Source organism: Sphingomonas sp. (assembly GCF_030145815.1).
Taxonomy (GTDB): domain Bacteria; phylum Pseudomonadota; class Alphaproteobacteria; order Sphingomonadales; family Sphingomonadaceae; genus Sphingomonas.
On record NZ_JAIXHL010000008.1, the window covers coordinates 88779 to 113256 of the forward strand.

The 24478-nt window shown below is 66.5% G+C and carries 23 protein-coding genes and 1 tRNA gene; 17 read left to right on the forward strand and 7 right to left on the reverse strand.

What is annotated here, in order from left to right:
• Positions 1-45: 45 nt before the first annotated feature.
• Positions 46-1623: a lysine--tRNA ligase gene (locus KYX69_RS08935; RefSeq protein ID WP_300496248.1), complete on the reverse strand. Its 1578-nt coding sequence runs from the start codon at positions 1621-1623 to the stop codon at positions 46-48.
• A gap of 433 nt (positions 1624-2056) precedes the next feature.
• On the opposite strand from KYX69_RS08935, the gene KYX69_RS08940 reads away from it, so the two are divergent.
• The 3 genes from KYX69_RS08940 (at position 2057) to KYX69_RS08950 (ending at position 4613) form a co-directional block, all read left to right on the forward strand.
• Positions 2057-2305: a FeoA family protein gene (locus KYX69_RS08940; protein ID WP_156442774.1), complete on the forward strand. Its 249-nt coding sequence runs from the start codon at positions 2057-2059 to the stop codon at positions 2303-2305.
• Positions 2302-4149 (forward strand): ferrous iron transporter B, encoded by a 1848-nt coding sequence (locus KYX69_RS08945; RefSeq protein WP_300496250.1) that lies wholly within the window; start codon positions 2302-2304, stop codon positions 4147-4149. Before KYX69_RS08940 ends, KYX69_RS08945 begins: the two co-directional genes overlap by 4 nt.
• A gap of 122 nt (positions 4150-4271) precedes the next feature.
• Complete coding sequence (locus KYX69_RS08950) at positions 4272-4613, forward strand: hypothetical protein (RefSeq protein WP_300496252.1); 342 nt, start codon at positions 4272-4274, stop codon at positions 4611-4613.
• A gap of 343 nt (positions 4614-4956) precedes the next feature.
• On the opposite strand, the gene KYX69_RS08955 is transcribed toward KYX69_RS08950, so the two are convergent.
• Positions 4957-5130 carry a DUF4169 family protein gene (locus tag KYX69_RS08955; protein WP_294017577.1) on the reverse strand — a complete coding sequence of 58 codons (174 nt, stop codon included), beginning with the start codon at positions 5128-5130 and terminating at the stop codon, positions 4957-4959.
• 35 nt (positions 5131-5165) lie between these two features.
• Between KYX69_RS08955 and ssb the strand changes: the two genes are divergently transcribed.
• The 7 genes from ssb (at position 5166) to KYX69_RS08990 (ending at position 13778) form a co-directional block, all read left to right on the forward strand.
• Positions 5166-5738, forward strand: coding sequence for a single-stranded DNA-binding protein (gene ssb / locus KYX69_RS08960; RefSeq protein ID WP_300496254.1), 573 nt, complete (start codon positions 5166-5168; stop codon positions 5736-5738).
• Positions 5739-5973: 235 nt separating this feature from the next.
• Positions 5974-7194 (forward strand): site-specific integrase, encoded by a 1221-nt coding sequence (locus tag KYX69_RS08965; RefSeq protein WP_300496257.1) that lies wholly within the window; start codon positions 5974-5976, stop codon positions 7192-7194.
• Entirely contained in the window at positions 7194-8753 is a 1560-nt protein-coding gene (locus tag KYX69_RS08970) for a tyrosine-type recombinase/integrase (RefSeq protein ID WP_300496259.1), read from the forward strand. The genes KYX69_RS08965 and KYX69_RS08970 overlap by 1 nt, the downstream gene beginning before the upstream one ends.
• Positions 8746-10779, forward strand: coding sequence for a hypothetical protein (locus KYX69_RS08975; protein ID WP_300496262.1), 2034 nt, complete (start codon positions 8746-8748; stop codon positions 10777-10779). Before KYX69_RS08970 ends, KYX69_RS08975 begins: the two co-directional genes overlap by 8 nt.
• The gene (locus tag KYX69_RS08980) at positions 10776-11243 is read left to right on the forward strand and encodes a hypothetical protein (protein WP_300496265.1); all 468 of its coding nucleotides are present in this window, start codon (positions 10776-10778) and stop codon (positions 11241-11243) included. Before KYX69_RS08975 ends, KYX69_RS08980 begins: the two co-directional genes overlap by 4 nt.
• Positions 11244-11247: 4 nt before the next feature.
• Complete coding sequence (locus KYX69_RS08985) at positions 11248-11679, forward strand: hypothetical protein (protein ID WP_300496268.1); 432 nt, start codon at positions 11248-11250, stop codon at positions 11677-11679.
• The gene (locus KYX69_RS08990; RefSeq protein ID WP_300496271.1) at positions 11676-13778 is read left to right on the forward strand and encodes an AAA family ATPase; all 2103 of its coding nucleotides are present in this window, start codon (positions 11676-11678) and stop codon (positions 13776-13778) included. The genes KYX69_RS08985 and KYX69_RS08990 overlap by 4 nt, the downstream gene beginning before the upstream one ends.
• Positions 13779-13839: 61 nt before the next feature.
• On the opposite strand, the gene KYX69_RS08995 is transcribed toward KYX69_RS08990, so the two are convergent.
• Positions 13840-14199 (reverse strand): hypothetical protein, encoded by a 360-nt coding sequence (locus KYX69_RS08995; RefSeq protein ID WP_300496274.1) that lies wholly within the window; start codon positions 14197-14199, stop codon positions 13840-13842.
• A 131-nt stretch (positions 14200-14330) separates the two neighbouring features.
• Here KYX69_RS08995 and KYX69_RS09000 point away from each other — a divergent pair, with 131 nt between their 5' ends.
• Complete coding sequence (locus KYX69_RS09000) at positions 14331-15461, forward strand: hypothetical protein (RefSeq protein WP_300496276.1); 1131 nt, start codon at positions 14331-14333, stop codon at positions 15459-15461.
• A 270-nt stretch (positions 15462-15731) separates the two neighbouring features.
• Here the strand turns inward: KYX69_RS09000 and KYX69_RS09005 are convergent.
• A tRNA-Leu gene (locus KYX69_RS09005) sits at positions 15732-15818 on the reverse strand.
• A 119-nt stretch (positions 15819-15937) separates the two neighbouring features.
• Here KYX69_RS09005 and KYX69_RS09010 point away from each other — a divergent pair.
• Entirely contained in the window at positions 15938-17296 is a 1359-nt protein-coding gene (locus KYX69_RS09010; RefSeq protein ID WP_300496278.1) for an MATE family efflux transporter, read from the forward strand.
• Here KYX69_RS09010 and KYX69_RS09015 read toward each other — a convergent pair.
• Complete coding sequence (locus KYX69_RS09015) at positions 17268-17960, reverse strand: MJ0042-type zinc finger domain-containing protein (protein ID WP_300496280.1); 693 nt, start codon at positions 17958-17960, stop codon at positions 17268-17270. The genes KYX69_RS09010 and KYX69_RS09015 overlap by 29 nt on opposite strands.
• Before the next feature lie 187 nt (positions 17961-18147).
• Between KYX69_RS09015 and ftsE the strand changes: the two genes are divergently transcribed.
• From ftsE to KYX69_RS09035, 4 genes are read left to right on the forward strand one after another with little or no spacing between them, the layout of a single operon-like run.
• The gene (gene ftsE / locus KYX69_RS09020; protein WP_300496281.1) at positions 18148-18855 is read left to right on the forward strand and encodes a cell division ATP-binding protein FtsE; all 708 of its coding nucleotides are present in this window, start codon (positions 18148-18150) and stop codon (positions 18853-18855) included.
• Positions 18855-19742 carry an FtsX-like permease family protein gene (locus KYX69_RS09025; protein ID WP_300496283.1) on the forward strand — a complete coding sequence of 296 codons (888 nt, stop codon included), beginning with the start codon at positions 18855-18857 and terminating at the stop codon, positions 19740-19742. Before ftsE ends, KYX69_RS09025 begins: the two co-directional genes overlap by 1 nt.
• Entirely contained in the window at positions 19739-20281 is a 543-nt protein-coding gene (locus tag KYX69_RS09030) for a YdcF family protein (protein ID WP_300496284.1), read from the forward strand. Before KYX69_RS09025 ends, KYX69_RS09030 begins: the two co-directional genes overlap by 4 nt.
• The gene (locus tag KYX69_RS09035; protein WP_300496286.1) at positions 20274-20960 is read left to right on the forward strand and encodes a 1-acyl-sn-glycerol-3-phosphate acyltransferase; all 687 of its coding nucleotides are present in this window, start codon (positions 20274-20276) and stop codon (positions 20958-20960) included. Before KYX69_RS09030 ends, KYX69_RS09035 begins: the two co-directional genes overlap by 8 nt.
• On the opposite strand, the gene KYX69_RS09040 is transcribed toward KYX69_RS09035, so the two are convergent.
• Entirely contained in the window at positions 20957-21706 is a 750-nt protein-coding gene (locus tag KYX69_RS09040) for a prephenate dehydrogenase/arogenate dehydrogenase family protein (protein ID WP_300496289.1), read from the reverse strand. The genes KYX69_RS09035 and KYX69_RS09040 overlap by 4 nt on opposite strands.
• The gene (gene hisC / locus KYX69_RS09045; RefSeq protein WP_300496290.1) at positions 21703-22809 is read right to left on the reverse strand and encodes a histidinol-phosphate transaminase; all 1107 of its coding nucleotides are present in this window, start codon (positions 22807-22809) and stop codon (positions 21703-21705) included. Before hisC ends, KYX69_RS09040 begins: the two co-directional genes overlap by 4 nt.
• 77 nt (positions 22810-22886) lie before the next feature.
• Here hisC and KYX69_RS09050 point away from each other — a divergent pair, with 77 nt between their 5' ends.
• Positions 22887-24449, forward strand: coding sequence for an NAD(P)/FAD-dependent oxidoreductase (locus tag KYX69_RS09050; RefSeq protein WP_300496293.1), 1563 nt, complete (start codon positions 22887-22889; stop codon positions 24447-24449).
• Positions 24450-24478: the final 29 nt, after the last annotated feature.

Below are 24478 nucleotides of genomic sequence, written 5' to 3' on the forward strand. Positions count from 1 at the left end.
TGTCGCCTGCGGCGACACCTCCCCCTGGCGGGGGAGGATTGAGCGTCAAACCTTCGCCAGCGCCTCGCCGATCAACGTCCGGCTATTCTCCACGCCATAGAGCGCAATGAAGCTCCCCATGCGCGGCCCCTGCGAGCTGCCCAGCAGCGTCTCATACAGCGCCTTGAACCAGTCGCGCAGCGCCTCCTTTCCGAACCGCGCCTTGCCGATTTCATAGACGATGTTCTGCAGATCCTCCGCCGACGCATCGGCACCCGCCCCGGCCAGCTCGCGGTCCAGATCCTGCAACGCCGCGACCTCGACACCCTCGGGCGCCCGCCGCACAGGCTTCTCCGCCACGTCGCGAACAAAGCGAATCGCATAGTCGATCAGCGCATCCAGCTCGGGCCACTGTGCCGCATTCGCGCCGGGCAGATAGTTGGCAAGATAGCCCCACACCTGCTCCTTGGTCGCCTCGCCCATCACCCCGACCAGATTGAGCAACAACCCGAACGTAACCGGCAACGTCCCCTCAGGCGGCGGTCCGTTGTGGATATGGTGCACCGGGTTGCCCAGCCGCTGCTCGACCGGCTGCTCGGCATAGGCCGCGCGGAACTGCCAATAATCGTCCACCGCGCGCGGGATCAGCCCCAGATGCAGCGCCTTGGCCTTTTTCGGCTCGCGATAGATGTAGAAGGCCAGGCTCTCGTCCGGCCCGTATGTCAGCCACTGCTCGATCGACAGGCCATTGCCCTTGGTCTTGGAAATCTTCTCGCCCTTCGCGTCGAGGAACAGCTCGTAATTGAACCCCTCGGGCGGCCGTCCGCCCAGCACGCGTGCGATCTTGCCCGATTGCGTCACCGAATCGATCAGATCCTTGCCCGCCATCTCGTAATCGACGCCCAGCGCGACCCAGCGCATCGCCCAGTCGGCCTTCCATTGCAGCTTCGACTTGCCGCCAAAGATGCTCTGCTCGATCCGCTCGCCATCGCTGTCGGTGAACGCGATCATCCCCGTCTCGGGATCGAGCACCTCGATCGGCACCTGCAGCACGATCCCCGTCTTAGGGCTGATCGGCAGCACCGGCGAATAGGTCGCCTGCCGCTCCGCCCGCAGCGTCGGCAGCATCACGTCCATGATGCCCTGATAGTTGCGCAGGACGAGCCGCAGCGCGTCGTCGAACTTGCCCGACCCGTAATAATCGGTCGACGAGGCAAACTCATAGTCGAACCCGAACCGGTCGAGAAACTCCCGCAGCATCGCGTTGTTATGCGCCGCAAAGCTCTCATACTTGTCGAACGGGTCGGGCACCTTGGTCAACGGATGGCCGATATACTGCGCCAGCATCTCGCCGTTGGGCACATTGTCCGGCACCTTGCGCAGCCCGTCCATATCGTCGCTGAACGCAATCAGCCGCGTCGGCTGGTCCGACAGCGTCTCGAACGCCCGCCGCACCATCGTCGTGCGCAGCACTTCGTTGAACGTCCCGATATGCGGCAGCCCCGACGGGCCGTACCCGGTCTCGAACAGCACCGGCGCACCATTGGGCTTCCCCTCGGGATAGCGCTTGAGCAGCTTGCGCGCCTCTTCATAAGGCCAGGCCTTGGAGGTGAGGGCGGCGTCGCGGAGAGCGGTGTCGGTCATATCGGATCAGTCATGCTGGAGGGAAAGCCAGCGGGTGCGCGATGCCGGAAAGATTTGCAACCCGCCCAATTCCTCCCCCGGAGGGGGAGATGGCACCGCGCAGCGGTGACGGAGGGGTAGTTTCGGCAAGCGACGTCGCCAAGAGGAGAGCTACCCCTCCACCGCCTTCGGCTGTCCCCCTCCCCCTCCGGGGGAGGATTTAGCGGCACGATCCGCAACCACTCAATCCTCCCCCGCAAGGGGGAGGTGGCACGCGCAGCGTGACGGAGGGGGAGGAAGCACGCCGGCTGGAAGTTTGGGGGCAAGAGACGCAAGGACACTGCCGTCCTCCCCCTCCGTCGCCTTCGGCGCCACCTCCCCTTCGCGGGGGAGGATATTTTGTCACGTGATTCCCGCTGGCATTTCCCCGTCGCTCTTGATAATCGCTCGCAACATGACCGACTCCCTCGCGCGTGCGCCGCGCAACCTTCCCGCCACCGTCGCCACGATCGACTGGTCCGCGCTCGCCCCGCACGAAGTGCGCCGCCTGCGCGAATTCGGGCTGGATGAGGGGGTCGAGGTCGAACTGATCCGTCCGGTCGGCTGGTTCGGCGGCCCCGCCGCGGTGCGCATCGGCCGCATGACCGTCGCGCTGCGCCGCCACATCGTTCAGGCGATTCACCTCAAGGCACCCGCCGCATGAACGCCCAGCCGCTCGTCGCCCTGGTCGGCAACCCCAATGCCGGCAAGACCGCCCTGTTCAACGCGCTCACCGGCGCGCGGCAAAAGGTCGGCAATTATCCCGGCGTGACGGTCGAGCGCCATTCGGGCCGCCTCGCGCTCAACGATGGCCGCCCGGTCGAGCTGGTCGACCTGCCCGGCACCTACAGTCTCGATCCGTCCAGCCCCGACGAAGCCGTCACGCGCGACGTCGTGCTCGGCAAGCAGGAGGGCGAGCGCCTCCCCGACGCGCTGATCGTCGTCGCCGACGCCTCCAACCTCGAAAACCATCTGCGCTTCGTGCTTCAGCTGCGCCAGCTCGGCCGCCCGATGGTGGTCGCGCTCAACATGATCGACATGGCGACGCGCGACGGCCTGACGATTGACGCCGATGCGCTGTCGGCGGAGCTGGGCGTGCCGGTCGTCACCACCGTCGCGGTGCGCAAGCGCGGCCTCGACGAACTGCGCGCCGCGCTCGACGGCGTGCTGCGGGCAAGCCGCCCTGCCGCCCCCGCCACCCCCGAATCCGATATCACGTACTTCCAACGCGATGCCCGCCGCATCGCCACGCTCGCCATCACCGATCAACCGCGCAGCCGCGCCTTCACCCGCGCGGTCGACAATGTCGTCCTGCACCCGGTCGCGGGCTGGCTGATCCTGATCGCCATGTTCTTCGTGATGTTCCAGGCGGTCTACAGCTGGTCCGAAGCCCCGATCGGCTGGATCGAGGGGACGCAGGAATGGCTCGGCACCCATGCGCAGGAGAACCTCCCCAGCGGCTTCATCGGCGATCTGGTGGTTCAGGGGATCATCGCCGGCGTCGGTTCGGTGGTTGTGTTCCTGCCCCAGATCCTGATCCTGTTCTTCTTCATCCTGCTGCTCGAAGCGACCGGATACATGGTCCGCGCCGCCTTCCTGATGGATCGCCTGATGTCGCTGGTCGGCCTGTCGGGCCGCGCCTTCATCCCGCTGCTGTCGTCCTTCGCCTGCGCGATCCCCGGCATCATGGCCGCGCGCTCGATCGACGATCCCAAGGAGCGGCTGACCACGATCCTGATCGCGCCGCTGATGACCTGCTCGGCGCGACTCCCGGTCTATATGCTGATCATCGGCGCGTTCATCCCGGCGCGCGACGTGGCCCCGGGCATTGGCTTGCAGGGGCTGGTGCTGTTCGGCCTCTATGTCTTCGGCATTGTCGGCGCGATCCTCGCCGCCTTCGTGCTGCGCCTGACCGCGACGCGCGGCAAGAGCGGCGGCTTCATGATGGAAATGCCGCGCTACCAGCTCCCCTCGATCCGCGATCTGCTGATCGGCTTGTGGCAGCGCGCATACGTCTTCCTGCGCCGCGCCGGCACGATCATCATGGGCGTCACCGTCGCGCTCTGGCTGCTCGCCTCCTACCCCGTCGCACCCGAAGGCGTGAAGCAGAGCGAATATTCGGTCGCCGGCCGCATCGCATCGGGCCTCGAAGTCGTCCTCGCCCCGATCGGCTTCAACCATGAAATGAGCCTCGCGGTGATCCCCGCCATGGCCGCGCGCGAAGTCGCCGTCTCGGCGCTCCAGACCGTCTATGCGATCGACGCCCCGGACGAGGAAACCGGCGCAGCGGCTTTGGGCGAGAAGCTGGCACAGGGCTGGCCCCTCCCCACCGCACTCGCCTTCCTCGCCTGGTTCGTCTTTGCCCCACAATGCCTCTCGACCATCGCCGTGGCGCGGCGTGAGACCAATGGCTGGAAATGGCCGATCGTGATGATCGTCTATCTGTTCGCTGCGGCCTATGTCGCGGCGGGGCTGACCTATTGGACCGCGAAGGCGCTGGGGCTTTAGGGTGGGCGTCAATTGGGGTAGCTAACCCTCATTGATCTTCTGAAAGCTGCCGGTCGGCTAACGACCCCGTTGCGGCCGTTCCCTTTTGCGAGCTACCTCGTCGATAATTGGGAGGGTGCAGGGTGACGGACAATCGGATCGAAACGTTTGCAGATGTCCTCGCGACGATTTCGGGTAGGGCTGCCAATGCGTGGGTCTACCTGCCCGTTGGCGAGGAATGGAGTTTAGCGTCGCGGTCGATCACGCTGGTAAGCGACGAGGTCTCGCCTGAGGAAGAGGATCTTCCTGACGCCGGAGTTCCTGAGTTCGCGAAGCAAAATGGGCTTACACAAGCGATAGACGTTCTCGGGCTACAAGACGTGGTCTCGAATGCCCTGTGCCAGCGCCCATCCGCAACGCCCGAAGATCTCTTGAGAGCGTTCCTCTTTTACCGCCGTCAGGACGCATTCATCGAGTTTCGATGAGGCAGCGAAATCCGCTAACCACCCAATTCGCGACATTGCGCCGCTCGATCAGGCGGCTTGAAACCAGACATTCGGCGAAGGCCGAGATTTGCCCACGCGGCATTGTCGATCCGCGACTTGCGCCTCAGAAAAGGCGACACCCCGGACCGGGCCAATGGCGCGTAAACCCGCGACATGTTCGCTTTGCCAAATCCGTCGCGCCACCCGAATCTGCCGGATTCGGCCCGCCCCGCCTTTCGCGAACTCCAGTTAAACCACTGATATAAAACGACAATATCGAACATGTTTCCTACATGTTCTCATTCTGCCATAACCCTGACCATGGCCAAGGCAAAGTCACACCTCACTCCCGCCGCGCGCCGTCCAGATTTTCGCAAATCCGGGCGCGCTCGGCTTCGTCCGCCGCTTTCTGCGCCTTGGTGCGCCCGAATTTGGCGCGGTTCTCCACAGCCTTTGCGGTCGCCTGCGCCTTCGCGCGTGCCTTTCGCGCCTTGTTGAGGTTAAGGATATCGGCCATTCGTCCCTCGATATCGAATTACAAGCGGAGTGAACATGGCGGGCAGCGTCAACAAGGTCATCCTGGTCGGCAATCTCGGGCGCGATCCCGAAAGCCGGTCCTTTTCCAACGGCGGCAAGGTGGTCGAACTGCGCGTCGCCACCTCGGAAAGCTGGAAGGACCGCAATTCGGGCGAGCGCAAGGAGCGTACCGAATGGCATACGGTCAAGCTGTTCAGCGAAGGCCTCGCCAACGTCGCCGAACGCTATCTGCGCAAGGGTAGCAAGGTCTATCTCGAGGGCCAGCTCCAGACCCGCAAATGGCAGGACCAGCAGGGCCAGGACCGCTACTCGACCGAAATCGTGCTGCAGGGCTTCGACGCCAAGCTGGTGATGCTCGACGGTCCCGGCGGCGGTCAGGGCGGTGGCGCGGGCGGCGGCGGTGGTCGCGGCGCGGATGACTGGGGTGGCGGCGACGACGCGTTCGCCGGCCAGTCGAGCAATCGCGGCGGCTATGGTGGTGGCGGCTCGGGTGGCGGCTTCGGCGGCGGCAACCGTGGCGGTGGCAGCAGCGGCGGCAATGCCGGCGGCGGCTTCCCCGACGATCTCGACGACGACGTGCCGTTCTGACTCCGGGGGTGTAACTAATCCTGTAACTAACCTCAATTCCACGAGGTAACAGCTGCAGATCAGGTTGTAACTGCGCCAGCGGTCATGGCAGGTTCGGATAACGGGCTCCAAGTTGTAACTAGGGGCCCGTTTTTCGTCCCATTCTGAGTCGACGCTAAAAGGCCGCCGGACAGCGTGTTGCAATGGCGCGAGGTTCTTCATACGTTCTTCGGTTATTGCCGCGAGAACAGGGTCGATGCAGCCGACAACCGATAGGAAGCGGGGACCGTATTACCGCAAGAACGTCCGCTTCGACGGCGGCGAACGGTTCGCGTTCATGTGCGCCCGGTCTACCGACCTGCCCGACGCATGGGCACTTCGATATGCCCTGGCCAAGCTCCGGCAGAAGTCCATCAACCTCGCCAACCGCGTCGTGGACTCGCTGTGCCTCTTCTACGAGTGGGCCGAGAACGAGGGTATCGACGTCACCCAGCGCCTCGAGTCCGGCGACCTGTTCTCGCCAATGGAGATCGAGAATCTCTCCGAATTCATGCGCACCAGCAAGAAGGCTCCACTCGAGATCGGCGCAATGAAGGTCAAGCGTGTCGTCGTCGGCAACACGCACAAGGACAGGATGAAGCGCGTCCTGGCATATGTGGATTGGCGGATGTCGCACATCTCGCTCGTCATGACCGATCAATCCCGCGTCTACTTCATCAACGCGCGGCTCGCCGTCCTGAAGAACGCGGTCGCCAACATCGCTGGCAGCAAGCAGAAACAGCGCGAGGCGCTCACCGACGAGGAGCTCGACTTCCTGATGCAGGTCGTCCGTCCGGACGATCCGCGCAACCCCTTCGCGCCGCATACGCGTGACCGCAACTTCTGCATCGTGCTGTTCTTCGTCGAGTTGGGCATGCGCGAGGCAGAGCCGCTCGTCCTGAAGTCCGAGCACGTGAATGTGGCTGGACGACACCCGGGCATCAGCATCGTGCCCAACCCCAACGATCCCGAAGAGCACCGCACCGATCCGCCGCTCGTCAAGACCAATGGCCGCGACCTGCCCATCAGCCCGCTCCTGGCGTTCGCCATGGACAGGTACATCATGAAATGGCGCACCAAGCTGCCGGGCCACAAGAGGAACCCCTTCATCTTCCTCGAGACCAACGGCGGCGCGGCCATGTCGCTCGACGCGCTGTATGACATCTTCCGGACGCTGCGGGCACGCTTCCCGCACGATCTGCCGGCGGACCTGTCGTCGCATAGGCTACGCCACACCTGGAACTCACGGTTCCGGCGCCTGGCCTCTGAATACGGGTGGCCCGAGGCATTCCGCCGCATCATCAACAACTACATCATGGGCTGGAACAAGACGTCCGAGCAGGACGCGCGCTACGCTCATTCCGAGATCGTGCGGGAAGCCGCGAAAATCCTGCGCGCCCTGCATGCACCCGCCGACGCGATGAAGGCCGCCGCGTGATGGCGAGTCTGCCGATCGCCGCTCTCGCAACATCCGCCCGCAGGTGGCCGCCGCGCGATACCATCATCGTCGATCGCGCCGGGCTGCCCGTGGACGTGTCCGGCCCCGTCTGGCGGCTGAACGACCCGATGCGTGCGGCCTCTATCAACTGGGCGAACTTCCCGCTGACAGACTGCATCGCACTCGACGGGATCAAGGGATATCACGTCCACCTGATCAAGAATGGCTCTGCGGCGGCCGTGGCGAACGCGTTCCACCAGGTCAGCTTGCTCGTGCGGATGCCCGCCTTCCAGCAGGCCGCGGCGTCCGGGGAGGCCATTCCCTACCTCGCGCTCAGTCAGGCGCGGGATTACCTGGGGAAGGAGGATCAGTGGAAGCTGCACTACGGCCGCGCTATGTATCGCTGGTGCACGCAGACCGGATACGACGGCTTCGACCAGCGCGTGCTCGACCAGATCGAGGAATGGCGGATCGGCGGCAACCGCAAGGGCGCTGCGGTCCGATCCCGTGATCCCAACGAAGGACCGCTGACGTCGAGGGAGGTGTCCGCGATCGTGACCGCACTGCGGGCCGCGCGGCTCACCGGGGCGATGCCGCTTCCGGAACAGGCGGCACTCGCCCTGGCGTTGGCGTTCGGCTCCAACTCCAGCCAGTTCGCCTCCATGCGCGAGGATGATGTCGAGCCCCTGCAGTCAGGTGGCGCTATCGCGGCCTGGATCGTCAGCATCCCCAGGCACAAGAAGGGCGAGGCGCTTTCGAGGACGTCCTTCAGGCGGCGTAAGCTCACCGGGCTCTATGGCGAGATCATCCAGGATCTGATCGAGTGGAACGGGACGCGGCCCACGTTCGAGAACGACGCACGGCCCCTCATCCGCAAGGGCACGCTGCGCATGCGCACCACGTTCGACGACCAGTGGCAGGCCCACATCTCGGCGGCGACCTTCACGCAGCTGCTGCAACGCGCGGTCCGGCGTCTGGGGATCACGACCTACGGGGGCAAGCCCCTCGAGGTGACGTGCCGCCGGTTCCGCTACACCCTTCCGAGCAGGATGGTCGCCAACGGGGCATCGCAGGCGGCGGTCGCCGACGTCCTCGACCACAGTGACCTTCAGAACGTGCCCGTCTACTGGGAGATCCACTCCGACATCGTGGACCAGATCGACACGGCGATGACGACCGCCCTCGCACCGCGTGCGCAGGCGTTCGCCGGGATCATCCGCAACGAAGCGGAGGCGATCCGAGGTGACGACGAGTCGAGCCGACGCTTCTTGGCCGACCCCGGGAGTAACCGGATCGAGGTGATCGGCAACTGCGGCGAGTTCCGCTTCTGCGGGATCACCGCGCCCTACGCCTGCTACACCTGCGTCAAGTTCCAGGCATGGATGAACGGCCCGCACCGGGAGGTTCTCGACCAGCTGCAGCGGGCGCGGGACCAGCGGGAAAGCCTTGGCCTCCATCCCAAGATGGTCGGGATCGAGGACGAACTCATCGAGGCCGTCACCGACACCATCGCGAGGATCGCCGCCAAGCGCGCCAGCGAAGGGTCAATCCATGATTGAACGCCTCGTCACCATCCCCCAGCGGACCGCGCGCTCGGCGCTTGCCGAAGTCATCAGGCGTGCGCGCCACGAGTGCGCTGCCTTCGGATCGGATCTGGCCTACGACGAACCGGTCTGGGATGTCACGGCGAGCTGTCCGCGTCCCAGCAACAAGTCCCAGACCGCCGCCAAGATCTACTATACGACGCATGAGGGCGGCACGTCCAAGAGCATGAAGGGGCGGACCGCGCTCGGCGAACCGTTCGGCGCATTCATCAAGGCCATAGTGCGCCTGAAGCAGGACGCGCGGCCGCAGACGGCCGATCCGCTCATCGCCATCGTGCACGCCGCGCGTGACCTGGGCGAGGAGCTGCAATCGCGGAACAACGATCCCTGCATGCTGCTGTCCGAAGACTTCGACGCCGCCTCAAGGCGCATCATCGAGCGTGCCGGCGGGAGCAAGCCTTACAAGCTAGGGCTCGCGCTGGAGGAGATCGCCCGCTTCATCGATAAGCACGGCATCACGCCGATGCGGCTCGATTGGAAGAACCCGATCAAGAGGGTCAGCAACGCCCGCGACCGGACGACTGAAGTCGCGGCAACAGCGCGCGCCGACAAGATCCCCGATGGGGAGGTGTTCGATGCGCTCGCCGAGATCTGGCAGATCATCGACAATCCTAGCGACGCGATCCTGATGGGCTGCATCGTGCTCCTTCACTGCGCCCCGTGGCGCATCGTCGAGGTCCTACGGATCGCACACGACTGCGAGGTCGAGGAGCAGAAGGAGGGTCCCGACGGACCTGTGTTCGACAGCGATGGCGTCCCCGTGATGCGCTACGGCATCCGCTACTGGAAGGAAAAGAGCGGCGACCCCGACATCAAGTGGATCCCCACGGTCATGGTCGACGTGGCCAAGTCGGCCATCGAGCGGATCCGGCAGGCGACGGCCGGTGCGCACGAGCTCGCCAAGTGGCTGGTTGCCAATCCAGGTCGCGCGTGGCTGCCTGCCGATATCCGGCCGACCGCGGACGACGCATTCTCGGTCAAGGACGTACAGCTAATCCTCGGCCTCAGCGCGCCGCCGGCGGCACTCCTGTGGCTCAACACCAATGGCGTGCCGCTCGCCAATCGTGAATACGAATCCCGACAGTTCGGCACCAAGCTGCGGAAGATGGTAGCGCGGGCTGATCTCGAAGCAGCGCTGCTGCGCATGATGCCTTCGGTTGCGCCTGGCAGGGCCGAGGCTCCGCTCCACGAGCGCCTTTTCGTCAGCTTCGCCAACCAACACCACGCCAAGCGGGCGACCATCCCATGCCTGCTGGAGATCACCAGCGACCAGCAGGTCCGAGACTTCCTCGGCGGCAGGCGCGAGAACGGCAGGACCGTCATCCAGTCCGGCTTCTCCCGCCTGCTCAACCGCCCGCATCTGAGCGCGCGGAGCCACCAGTTCAGGCACTGGCTCAACACGCTGGCCCAGTCGGGCGGCCTAGAACAGCAGCTGATCGCACGCTGGTCAGGAAGGGACGACCTCGAGCAGAACGCGGAATACGACCATCTCACGCCCACAGAGCTGGCCGCCGCGGTGCGTGAGCCGCTGGCCAAGGGCATGGCCATCGGCGTGCTCGCAGACATCCACACCAAGCTGGAACCCGTGGAGCGGGAGGGCTTCCGCGACGTGATCGTCGCCACGGCGCATGTGACGGAAATCGGCTTCTGCATTCACGACTGGAACACGGCGCCCTGCCCCGAATTCGGCGCGTGCTCGACCTGCGCGTCATTCGTGTTCGTGAAGGGGGACGAGAAGCATCGCCGTCGAAGCGAGGAGATGCGTGTCGATACGGCATGGATCATCACACGCCTCGAAGCCGAGATGGACGAGGGGACGCGCGGCGCGTCCAACCACTACCGGACGATGCGCGCCAAGCTCGACAGCCTCGAGCGCATCCTCGAATATCACGACGACGCCAGCATCCCGGACGGCACCCTGATCCAGCCGAACAGCTCGTCGCCGGTCCACATCCAGGCAGCAAGGGAAGACGCGGCATGAGCCAGGAGAAGAAGCCGGGACGCAGTCGCATCCCGATCACGCCCGAGCGGAAGGAAAAGATCATCGCGCTGATCGAGCGTTGGACGGTCGAGTGGGGTCGGCTGACGGGTCCGGCACTCGAAACCAGGGTTGAGAACTGCCTTGGCTGGAAGCTGAGCCGCATCGGCATGTTCAAGCATCCCGAGATCGAGACCGCGTTCGAGAAGCGTCGCCTCGGACTCGACGAGGGCAAGCCGCCCAAGAAGCGCCGGCCCGCGCACGAGGAGGTGACCGCGCAGCGCATCAAACGGCTCGAGGATGACAACACCAAGTTGGAGAAGAAGGTCGACAACCTGCTCGAGATGATCGCCCGTCACCACTTCAACGCGCAGCGTAGGGGCATGACGATCGCAGAGCTGGAGGCGCCGCTCAACCAGGCGCGCGCGGAGACGCAGTTCCCCGACATCGGCAAGAAGAAGCGGTGATCCCATGTCCGAGATCAGCAACAAGGAGCGCGGCCAGGCCAACCACCAGGCGCTGATCGATTACTTCGACCGCGTCGGTGCCGCCATTCCGCGCAAGCCTGACGGCGCCGCCGACATCGCCGCCATCGTGCGCGACGCGCCGCTGAACGACCGGCAGGCGATCTACCAGAACAAGCGCAACCGCGACCTGTGCAACGAGCGGTTCGCCCTGCACGACATCCCGGCGATCGCGGCGAAAGGCCCTGCTGAAACGACGTTCCAGCGTCCCGGCGCCGCCGCTCCCGACGAGGAGAAGAAGGCGCTCAGGCGGCAGAACGACCAGCTTCAGAAGGAACTGCTCGTCGCACGCGCCGAGGCCGTCGAACTGCGACGCCAGATGCGCCGATACAAGGCGATCGAGATTCACCTGGCGGATACCGGCCGCCTGCCGCGATGACCGACGTCGCCGTCCGCGCCACCGTCACGCATGTGCTGAGCGCCGGCTCGCGCATGGCCGTGTTCCGCGCCGACGACGACCAGGACGTCCGCCGCCGCTTCGTCGCGAAGGACCTGCCCCGACCGCCAGCCACCGGCGAGACCTGGCACATTTGCGGCACGACCGAGGTCCACCCCAGCTACGGTCCGCAGGTCGCGGTCACCGACATGAAGCTGGTCCGCCCCGAGGGCCGTCTGCTCGCGCGGCTCCTCGCCGGCCAGCGGTTCCCCGGCGTCGGGGAGGCGACGGCCAACAGGCTATGGGACGCTTATGGCGAGCAGCTGGTCGACGTCCTGGACGCGGGCGACGCCGAAGCCCTGCTGCGCGTCCTGCCCGACGACGCCCGCTCGCGCGCGCAGATCGAGATGATCCTCCTCGAGTGGCCGATGATCGACGCCGAGCCGCGCATCCTCGCCGGCTTCGATCGCGTCGGCATCCCGCTGCACGTCGCCGCGAAGCTGCTCGCCGTCTACGGGGCCGACGCGCTCGACAGGCTGCACGACGACCCATACCGGCTGCTGGCCTTCAGCGGCTGGAAGACCACGGATGCGATCGCGCGCCGCATGGGCGTCGAGGCGAACGACAAGCGCCGTCTGGTCGCTGCGTGCGAGGCCGCGCTCCACACCCGGCTGAGGGATGGTGACACCCTGATGGCCGGCGACGATCTCAGGAAGGCTGCCGGGGCTCTCCTCGGCGCGCCCGTGGGCGACGATGTCCTCGACACCGCCTCACGCCTCGGCGCCATCCGCAGGCGACCCACTGGGTGGCAATCATCGGGCGCTGCGCTGATGGAGGACGCGATCGCGCAGCGGATCGCGGACGAACTCACTTCCTGTTCGCGTAAACCGACCGTCCTGCCACTCGCCGACCGGTCCCCTGACGCCGTGACGCTCAATGCCGGCCAGGCATCCGCCGTGGCTATGGCGATCGCCGAGAACTTCTCGCTGCTGGTCGGCGGCGCCGGCACCGGCAAGACGACCACGCTGAAGGCCATCTGCCGCGCCGCGGCGGCCGCCGGCATCCCGGTCGAGATGATGGCGCTGTCGGGTCGCGCCGCCCTGCGCATGCGCGAGGCGACCGGCCAGATGGCCCGCACGATCGCGGGCTGGCTGAACGGCGTCGCGGCCGGCGACATCGACCTTTCGGACGAGCCGCTCATCGTCATCGACGAGGCCAGCATGGTGGACCTCGGCTCGCTCTACCGCATCCTGCTGCTGGCGCCCGACGGCTGCCGCTTCCTACTGGTCGGCGACGACGGCCAGCTGCCGCCCGTCGGCTTCGGCCTCACCTTCCACGCGCTGCTCGGCGTAGAGGCCGTTCCTCGCACCGTTCTCACCGAGGTGATGCGCCAGGCGGCCGAGACCGGCATCCCCGCCGCCGCGCAGTCGTTGCGGCAAGGCGTCCTCCCCGACCTGCCGGCGTTCGACGCCGCCGACGACCATGGCGTGTCGATCGCCGCCTGCGACGCGCGCGACGTGGTGGCCACGGCCGTCGCCATCCGCCGCGCGTTGCCGGGCGCACAGATCGTCGGCTCGATCAAAGGCGGCGGCGAACCGGTCGACGGCGGCACGACCGCCATGAACGCGGCCCTGCACGACGCGTGGGCGACCGCACGCAAGCTCGATCCGTCGACCTGGTTGCGCGGCGAGCCGGTCATCTGGACGGTCAACGACTACGACCTGGACCTGTGGAACGGCAGCCTCGGCAAGGTGCAGGGTCTGACCGAGGACGGCCTCGCGGTCCGCTTCGACGAGGGCGACCGCACTATCCCGGTCGAGCTGCTCGACCACCTTGAGCCGGCTTGGGCGATCACGACGCACAAGGCGCAGGGCTCGCAGTTCGAGACCGTCATCGTGCCAGTCACGGCCAGCCGCATCCTAGACCGGACGCTGCTCTACACGGGACTGACGCGCGCCACCCGGCGAGTCGTACTTGTCGGCGACCCTGCCGTGATCCGCGACGCGATCCGCCGTCCGCCGCAGGCCACGCGGCGCGCCACGTATCTCGCGCAGGCCGTGAACGACGCCATCACTGCGTTGAGCGAGGCTGAAGCCGCCTGAGATGATTCCAATCTGAACGGAAAAAGCCGTGTCAGCCCAGCTGTAGGGTTTCAGCTGTTGATCACTTAGCCTTCCGAAACGTCCATTCTGCCACCCTGAGCAACACAGCCGTGTCGCCGGTGTCATTCCATACTGCCGATCCAAGCCCCCAATAGAAACGATGTTTCGTGCTGCCGTTATCCATCGGTTCTTCGGTATTCTTACCGTTGCCGGTTCGAAGGATGATGGTGTCACCCGCTTCCACCCGCTTGTTGGGGAACCAGAACATATGCCGGAGCTCATTCGAGATCTGGTCAGGCGAGATGTAAGTCGTGTCCGCGAGAACATAATCGCCCACGTCACAGTCGGCGTCGACGCGCAGCGAGACATACTCCTTGGGCGCGTCGCCGTGCCCATGAACTCCAGTGATTCTGATATCCATTTACATTCCCCGCTCTGGTCAACGTAACAGCTATTTGGAACCGATCGGTCGCAACGCAAGGTTGATCCGTTTCGACCCGCTCCGCGCCAGTCGCCCGACCATCACCATCACTATCACCCAGGAGGACGAACATGTCCGAAGCGACGACACGCGCCTACGCCGCCGCGGCGGAGGCGCTGAAGCTCAACGTGCTCGCCTACGGCGGGACGTTGCTCGACCTCGACGTGTTCAAGGAGCGGCTGACCGAGTCTGCCGAGGACCCATACGGCGTCGACATCGTCGTCGAGATCCGGCCGGGGCTAGAGATCACCTTTCCGCTCGTCACGACGTCGATGAAGGAGTGGCGCCGGCGCGGCCCGGGGTCGCCGACCGAGATGCTGGTCCGCGCCCTCGGTCGTCTCGCGATGGTGCGCGTGTGGCGCAGCCGCGGCACAATAGCGCCGCCAGCCGGGCTGCTGGAGGTCAACGGGCTGGGCAAGGCGCTGATCGAGCGCACCGGTGTCGACCCGCAGGCGTTCTTCGACGCCGTCTGGTCGCCGGTCAGGATCGGCGACAAATACACGGACACAGCCGATTGGATGAGCGAGGGCGCCGTAACACCGCTCCTGTCGCGCGCGCCTGCGGCGACGCGCAAGACACGCCAGCTCCCTGAAGGGCTGCCCTGGCTCAGCGGCTACAGCAACCTCAACACCGTGTTCGTCGAGGCCGTCGCGCTCGACGAGCGGCTGGCGGTGCTATGGCGCCCGCAGGACGCCTCAGGGTTCGAGGTGCGGCTCGCACCCGGCATGATGCCGGATACGCTGCTCGCGGCCGCCCCTGGCCGGCCTTTCCGGCAATATGTGTCGCATCCGCTGCTCGACCGTTTGCAGCTCAGGATCGTGTCCGTGCGGCAGCACCAGAAGTCGCTGCGCCTGAAGCTGGACGGCGGCTCGACGCTTTGGCGCCGCGTGCGTCTCAAGGGCGGGAACGAAGAGCGGGCCGAGCTGAAGCAGGAGATCCGCATGCTACGCGATGGCCGCCGACACCTCGAAAAGTTGATCGCCGGCCACCTGACCCTGCCGGGCCAACGCGGCGACACCGAGGTGCCGTGGGACGACATCCTCGACGAGGACGAGATCGACGAGTTCACCGGACAGCCCGGGCCCGAGGTCGACCACGGTTTCGAAGGCATCTCGGGACGGCGATACCATGAAGAGCGGCTGCACAACGACGGGGACCCGCCGATCCGCTTCGACGAGAACGACCCGGCCTCCTACGCCTGATGTGGGGCTCACGATCGCGTGACAGTCGGGGTGTGCTGACCTATGTCAGAACCAAGCTAGCCGGCGCTAAATCGGCTGATAGTTACAACGGAGCCTGCCGATCATGTCCATCAACGTCGTTGCGAGGAGGGAGAGGGGGGCTGTTCTTACATACAGTTACACCTCTCCCCCGGAATAACCGTTCTGATTTTTGAGCCGGTGCCGTAACCCAACAAACACCGCGCGTCGATGGCCCCTTAAGGGGTTAATTTAGCTAGATTTTTCAAGAAATGGTGCGGTCGAGAAGACTCGAACTTCCACGGCCTTTCGGCCACAACGACCTCAACGTTGCGCGTCTACCAGTTCCGCCACGACCGCACTGATTTCGTCCACCCGATGAACCGGGTGGCTGGTAAGGCAGCGGCCCCTAGCAAAGCCCCGGGGGGCATGCAACCTCCCTTTTGTCCGCGCCACTCTGCGGCTAAGGCGACCGCCCCATGACGCTGACCATCGAAACCCGCGCGGAGATTCGCCGCATCCTCGCGCTGGCCTGGCCGGTGGTGCTGACCGGCCTCAACTGGACCATCCTCCACGTCACCGACGTCATCGTCGTCGGCCTCGTCAGCACACACGAGGTCGCGGCATTGGGCGCCAGCCGGACGCTGACCTTCATCGGCATCGTCGTCGCCCTGGGCTGGCTCACCGGCGTGCTCGTCTTCTCCTCCCGCGCCGACGGGGCCAAGGACCTGCCCGCGACCGGCGCAGTGCTGCGGCAGGGGCTGGTCCTCGGCGGCATCCTGGGCCTGATCAGCGGCGCGCTGCTGTTCGTCTTCGCCCTGCCCATGCTGCGCGGCGTCGGCGTCGATCCCGGCATCGCCCCCGAAGCCGCGCGCGTCGTCCAGACCATGGCAATCGCCTACCCCTTCCAGCTGATCATCGTCGCCGCCAGCTTCTTCCTCGAAGGGGTCAGCCGCCCGCGCCGGGTGATGGCGGTCAACCTCTCGATCCTGCCGCTCAACGCAATCCTCGCGTGGATCCTCGCCACGGGCCAGTTCGGCCTGCCGCAATTCGGCGCAGTCGGCGCGGCGAGCGCAACCGTCATCGCCACGATCGTCGGCGCGGTCGCAATGACGGTCGCCGCCCTGACCCTCCCCCGCGCACGGGAGCGCGGCGTGCGCGACTGGAGCGACCTCGGCACGCCAGCCATGTGGCGCGGTGTCGGCCGGTTGCTGGCGTTCGGCGCAGTGCCAGCGGTCGCGTCGGGGCTGGAGCTGGCGGGCTTCTCGATCCTGATCGCGCTGTCGACCCAGCTCGGCGAATCGGTCACCCACGCCTTTCAGATCGTGTTCTCGGTCCACAACGTGACCTTCGCCTTCGCGCTTGGCCTCGGTTCAGCCGCAGGCGTGCGCGCGGGTAACGCGGTGGGGGAAGGGGTTCCGGCACAGGCCGGGCCGCGCACCGGCATCGCCGCGATCCTCGCCGCGCTGATCCTCGGCCTGCTCGCGCTTCCGCTCACCTTTGCGCCGATGCTGATCGTCTCGGGCTTCCCGGCCTCGCCGGAGGTCGCGGCGCTGGCCGTGCTGATGCTGACGGTCTGGGCGCCGTTCATCCTGTTCGACGGGCTGCAGGTCGTGTTCGTCTATGCACTACGCTCGCTCGGCGATCAGGTGGTGGCGGGGATCAACGGTATCATCGCCTTCTTCCTGCTCACCGGCGCGATCGGCCTGTGGACCGTCCAGCATGGCTGGGGCCCGATGGGGCTGGTCTATGCCTCGGGCAGCGGGATGATCGCCGCCGCCTTGCTCAACGGCGGGCGGCTGTGGTGGATTATTCGCCGCCTTCGCCGGAAAAGCTGAACTGGATCGTCTTGCCGGTCTGCGGCACGTCGAGCTTGCCGCTGTTGAAGTCGAGGCTGCCCCCGGCCGGCAGCGTGCGCGGGTCCGGCGTGATGGTCCAGCTGTAGACGATCGTGTTGTTGCCGTCGCGCAGCTCGGCCAGGATGTTGGGGACGCGCTGCGTCTCCTTGGTCGGGTTCATCACCTGTCCGCTGACCACGAACAGCTCGCCACCGTTGAGCCGCGGCCTGCGATCCACGTCCTGCGCGGTGAAAATCAGCGGAGTCTGCGCCGCACCGACCGGCAGGCCAAGCTGCGCCGCAATGCCCGGCGCACCGGTCCAGATGATCGCGCCCGTGCCCAGCGCCATCGACAGCCCCGCGATCGCGGCGGCGGCGGTCCAGCGCTTTTCGGGGTTGCGGCGCGGCTTGAACGGCGGCTCATGCGCGAACGGATCATAGTCGCGCGGCTGCTCTTCGCTGACCGGCGGCTGCGAATAGGCGTCCGCGCGGACCACGTCCGACGCAGGCGCAGGGGCCACAGCGCTCGCGGAAGTCGCGGTCCCGGCTGCAGTCTGGAACCAGCTATGCTTGCAGCTTGCACAGCGCACGGTCCGCCCGTCCGCCCCGATGGCGGTATCCGGAACCAGGTAGCGCGTTCGGCATTCGGGGCATTCGAGGATCATGGCGGCACGCGTTGCTAGGCGGCCTTCGCTAACCAAAATGGGAAAAGGCCGGTCCCGAATCTAAACACCCGCCGCGCGCGAATGGCAAGGCCCGAGTCGCACGGGTGCGGCTGTGCTTGAGCGGGCCGGTTGGCTGTGCGATGGCTGGCCCAGGGGCAGAAGGATCAGGAGCGGCCGACGCCGGCACATGGCCAATATCGTTCAGTTTGAGAATGTCGGCCTGCGCTATGGCACCGGGACCGAAACGCTGAGCGACGTCAGTTTCACGCTCAGCGCCGGGTCATTCTATTTCCTCACCGGCGCATCGGGGGCGGGCAAGACCTCGCTGCTCAAGCTGCTGTATCTTGCCCAGCGGCCGACGCGCGGCGTGGTGCGGCTGTTCGGCGAGGATGCCGGCGCGCTCCCGCGCCGCCGCCTGCCCGGCTTCCGCCGCCGCATCGGCGTGGTGTTTCAGGACTTCCGCCTGCTCCCGCATTTGTCCGCCTATGACAATATCGCGCTCCCGCTGCGCGTTGCCGGAATGCCGGAGGGTGAGATCGAGGCGCCGGTGCGCGAAATGCTCGCCTGGGTCGGCCTCACCGATCGCGGCACGGCCAAGCCGCCGACGCTGTCGGGCGGTGAGCAGCAGCGCATCGCCATCGCCCGCGCGGTGATCACGCGGCCTGAGATGCTGGTCGCGGACGAGCCCACCGGCAACGTCGATCCCGACATGGCGGAGCGGTTGCTGCACCTGTTCGATTCGCTCAACCGGCTCGGCACGACCGTGGTGGTCGCGACGCACGACTTCCATTTGCTCAACCGCATCCCCAATGCGCGGATGATGCGAATCGAGAAGGGGCGCCTGCTCGACCCCACCGGCGCGCTGCGCTTCCCGCCCGACCGGGGGAATGCGTAATGCGGATCGGGCGCGCACGGCCGCATCATCGCTGGCTCGACGATGGCCAGCGCACGCGCGCGATGGTGTGGATCATGGCGATCATGCTGTTCCTGACCGTGCTGGCCGGTGCGTTGGGTTTCGGCATGGCCGGAGCCGGGCGGTCGCTCGAACGCCAGCTTGCCGGTCGCCTGACCGTGCAGCTGATCGAGGCTGACGCCGCGCGCCGTGATGCCAACACGCGGGCGCTGGTTGAGCGGATCCGCGCCATTCCGGGCGTAAAGCAAGTGGTCGAAGTCGACCGCGCGCGGCTGGCGGAGTTGCTGCGTCCGTGGCTGGGCGATGCTGGGCTCGATGCCGAGCTGCCGATGCCAGCGATGATCGACGTCGACCTGACCAGCGGCGACCCGGCGCTGATCGCGCGGGTGCGTCAGACCGCGCTGGCGGTGTCGCCGGCGGCGCGGGTGGATCAGCATGCACAGTGGCTCTCGCCCGTGGCAGGCTTCATCGCGACGCTGACCTGGGCGGCGGCGGGGCTTGTCCTGCTGATGGCGACGGCGACCGCCGCGGTGGTGCTGCTGGCCGCGCGCGCGGGGCTCGACACACATCGCGATACGATTGCGGTGCTGCACATGCTGGGGTCGACCGATACGCAGGTCGCGCGGTTGTTTCAGCGGCGCATCGCGCTCGATACGCTGGTCGGCGGGATCATCGGTACCGTGGCGGCGCTGGGCGCGGTGTGGCTGCTGGGGCGGCAGTCAGCAGGGCTGGGATCGGAATTGCTCGGCAATGTTGCGCTGGCGGAGGCGGATTGGGTGCTGCTGGCACTGGTCCCGTGCGCCTTTGCGCTGCTGGCGATGGGCGCGGCGCGGGTGGCGGTGCTGCGGACGCTGGGGCGCACGCTGTGATCTGGCGCATCCCGCTCCTGCTGGTGCTGGCCTGGGCGATCGGCTTCGGGCTGTTCATGCTGTCGCTCGGCAAGCCGCTCGACGCTGAGGTGAAAACCGACGCAATCGTGGTTCCGACCGGGGGGCCGGGTCGGATCGATCGCGGGATCGCGCTGCTTCAGGCGAAGAGCGCGAAACGGATGCTGATCACCGGCACGGACCCGACTGTGCGCCCGATCGAGCTGGCGGTCGAATACAAGACGTCGCCGCGCCTGTTCCGCTGCTGCATCGACCTGGGGCATGAGGCGGTCGACACCCGGTCGAACGCCGATGAGACCGCCGCCTGGGTTGCGAAGCACGGTTACAAATCGGTGCGGCTGGTTACCGCCGACTGGCATGTCCCGCGCGCCAAGCTCGAACTCGCCAATGCGCTCGGCCCCGATGTCGAGATTCGTGGCGATGGCGTGCGCACCACCGCAAGCTGGTCGATGCTGCTGCGCGAATACCACAAATATCTGGTGCGTCGCTTCGCCTTGCTGTTCGGGATCGGCAATGGCTGACCGCATCCGCACGCTGATCTATTCGATCATCTTCTATGGCCTTTCGGTGCCGATCGTGCTGGCCGCTCCGGTGGTGGCGCTGTTCGGGACCGTCACGTTGCGCCGATATTCGATGGCCTGGGCGGGGCTTGGGTTGCTGCTCGCGCACCAAATTCTCGGCATCCGGGTCGCGGTCGAGGGGCGGCGCGAAGATGGCCCGGCACTCTACGCGGTGAAGCATCAGGCGATGTACGAGACGCTGGCCATGGCGGCGATGCTCGATGCGCCAGCAATCGTGATGAAGCAGGAACTTGCGCGCATCCCGGTTTGGGGCTGGGTTGCGCGGCGCTATGGCGTGATCGTGATCGACCGTGCCGGATCGGCAAAGGCCCTGCGCGCGATGATGAAGGAAGCCCGCGCTGCGGTCGCCGAGGGGCGGTCGGTGGTGATCTTTCCCGAGGGCACGCGCACACCGCCCGGGGAGACGCCGCCGTTACGTTCGGGCTTTGCTGGGCTCTACCGGGCAATCGGACTGCCGGTCGTGCCAGTGGCGTGCGAGACGGGGAAGGTCTGGCCGCGCAAGGGACCGAAGCGTCCCGGCACCGTTACCTTCCGCTATGGCGAGCCACTCCCCCCGGGCCTGCCGCGCGAGGAAATCGAGGCGGCGGTACATCGTGGGATCAACGCGTTCGAGGTTTAATCTGTAGCGCCGCGGTTTCCGGCCTTCAGCGCGCGAGCTAGTAGAGCGTTCGCCTCGCCGATGAACTGTTGCGTAATCTCGCCCGCGAACGGGTTGAGGTTCTGGATCGCGAAGAACAGCTCCTCGCTATCGTCACCGATCAGCGCGCACAGCTCCAGCAGATGCTGGTAGCTGTCGGTCTTCAGCTCCTCGTCCGGGATGCGGATATTGACGAGCGTCCGGCCGATGAGGTGCGTGAGCGCCTGGACATAGGCCATTTCGCGATCATGTTCCTCTGCGCTGGTGATCGAAACCTTTAGGCCGAGCTTGCGCCCGAATTCGGCGACGCGATGGTGACGCTCGCCGCGCACTGGGCACACCACCAAAGGCTGTCCCGCCAGCCCGCGCCGGGCGCTCTGCGGGCCGAACAAGGGGTGGGTGGCGACGATATCGACGCTCTCGGGCAGTACCTCTGCCATCCAGCGCGCGGGCAGCATCTTGACCGATGCCACGTCCACGACGAGCGCGCCGGGGCGGACGTGCGGGGCGATGGCGGCGAGCGTCCGCTCGATCGCCTGCACCGGCACCGCCAGCATCACGACATCACACGCGGCGACTGCCCCGAGCGTGTCAGCGGCGACGCCGATCCGCGCCGCATCCTCCGCCACGTCGCGCGAATCATGCACGACCACCGTGAAATGGTCGCGCAGATGCGTCGCGGCGAGCTGACCGAACCGGCCGAAGCCGATGATCCCGAACCGCTTCATTCGGCGTCGGCAGCGGCCACCAGCCGTTGCAGGATCGCCGCGACCGCGCGCGTCTCCTCCTCATTGCCGATGGTGATGCGCAGGCCGTGGGGCAGGCCCTGACCGGGCAGCCAGCGGACAATATAGCCCGCGTCCATCAGCCCCTTATAGGCCGCTTCGCCGGTCAGCTTGCCCTCGAACAGCACCAGCACGAAGTTCGCCTGGCTCGGCACTGCGCGAAGGCCAGCATTGCCGAGCTTGGCGATCTCGTCGCTGAACCAGCGGCGCCACTTCGCATTCTCCGCCTTGCAGCGCGCGACGAAGTCGTCGTCATTGAGCGCGGCGATCGCGGCTGCGGTCCCGGCGATGGTGATGCTGAACGGCAGGCGGATGCGGTGCATCGCCTCGATGATCGCAGGGCTGGCATAGCCCCAACCGATCCGCTCGGCGGCGAGGCCGTACATTTTGGAGAAGGTGCGCGTGACCAGCACATTGGGCGCGGTCATCGCCAGCTCCATCCCGCCATCGTCGATGTCGCCATCGATATATTCGGCATAGGCATGGTCGAGGACGAGCAAAATGTCGTCGCGCAGCCCGGCGTGGAGGCGGGCAATCTCTTCACGACTGGCGTGCGTACCGGTCGGATTGTTGGGGTTGGCGATGAACACGATCCGCGTCTTTTCGGTGACGCTGGCGAGGATCGCGTCGACATCGGTCGCATAATCCTTGTCCGGCGCGACCACCGGCACCGCGCCGACGCGCTTGGTCGCGATCGGGTATACGGTGAAGCCGTAATTGACGTAGATGATCTCGTCGCCCGGCCCGGCGAACGCGCCTGCGGCAAGGTGGAGCACCTCGTCCGATCCATTGCCATAGATGATCCGGTCGGGATCGAGCCCGTGCTTGGCGGCGAGCGCCTCACGCAATTCGGTGCCGCTCGCGTCGGGATAACGCTCGAGGCTGTTCGCCGCCGTCGCAAATGCGGCGCGCGCGGCGGGCGAGGTGCCGAGCGGATTTTCGTTCGACGACAATTTGATCGCCTTGCGACCATCATCGGTCTTCGACTTGCCCGGCACATAGGGGGCGATGTCCATGATCCACGGCTTGGGGGTCGGTCCAGTCATGGGCGACCCCTTTGCCCAATGGTTACGCAATAGCAAGGTCATGGCGCTACGCCCGGCGCAACGAAACCGGGGGTTGGATGCGAAGCGGGGGTTTGTTTTGGAGTGCATTGGCGGCGGCGCGGCGGCGGAATCTGGCCGCGGCGGGTGAGGCTGCGCCGGTTTCGGCCCAGCCCGGCGCGACCCGCCGCGCGCTGCTCAAGGGCTTTGCCGCCGGCGGTGTGGCGGCTGCGATCCCGACTGCGGCCCCCGCACGCACCGGCATCGGTCGGGTCGCAATCGTCGGCGGCGGCATCGCGGGGCTGACCGCGCTGCATCATCTGCGCGAAGCCGGGGTCGATGCCAGGCTCTATGAAGCAGGCGGCCGGTTGGGCGGGCGTGTGTTCACACAGAAGGCGGCAGGCGAGCCTGCGTTCGAACTTGGCGCTCAGCTCGTCAACAGCGACCATCATGACATGCGGATGCTCGCCACGCGTTTCGGCATCGCGCTGTTCGATCGGAAGGTCGATCCGCATCGCAGCATCGTCGTCGCGGGTGGCCGCACGGTGGCGGAAGCGGAGCTGGCCGACGCGCTGGCGCCGATTGCCGCACAGATCGGTCACGACGCCGACCGGATTGACGCCGACCCCGTCGCGTTGCGCGCATTCGACGCGATGTCGGTCGCCGACTATCTCGATCGCCACGGGGCGCTGCTGTCCGCACCCTGGGTGCGCGGTCTGCTCGAAACGACCGGGCGCACCGAATATGGTGCCGAGCCCGATGCGACCTCGGCGATCTCGTTGCTGTTCAACTTGCCGACGGTGAACGGCGAACGTGCCGACATTTTGGGCGGATCGGATGAGCGCTATGCCATTGCCGGGGGCAGCAGCACGCTGATCGATGCGCTGGGCAACCGCCATGCCGACCAGATCGAAACCGGGCGCAGACTGTGCCGCGTGCAGCGGGCGACCGGTGGTGTGCGTCTGAGCTTTGCCGATGGCTCCACGGCGCACGCCGACGTGGTGATCGTCGCGGTGCCAGCGCCGGTGGCGCGCCGGATCGACTTTGCGGTGCCGCTGCCGACCGCGTGGCGCAATTTTATCGATGCTATGACGCTGGGCCGGAACGAGAAGGTGCTGGCCGTGGCGGATTCGCCACGCTGGCGTGACGCGATCGGGTCCGGCGGCGATGTGTGGCACGCCGGCGTCCACGCCAGCTGGGCGAGCGGCTGGGACGGCAGCGTGCGCGGCGTGGACGGTCCACCGGTGTGGACCTGGTATCTCGGCGGCGACGCGACCGCAGCGCCGGAGTCGGCACGCGCGCTGGCGCAGCGTTATGCGTCGGATGCGGGCGCGGCGCTCGGCGATCTTGCCGCTGCCTGCGCCGACGCGCCGGTGCGGCGAACCGCCTGGCATCGCGATCCGTTGATCGGCGGCTCCTATGGTAGCTATCCGCCCGGACACCTCACCCGCTTCGGGTCGTTGCTGTGGATGGAGGGCGAGGACGGCGCGGCAGTGCAGTCGGCCCCGGCGCTCGGCCGTGTCATCTTCGCCGGCGAGCATCTCTCCGATGCCTTCCCCGGTTACATGAATGGCGGGGCGCAGACCGGCAGGTTGGCTGCGCAGGCGATTCTCGGGCGGACCATCCCCACGCGAACCGCTTGAACCTACGCCGCGCGGCTTCTAGGCACGCG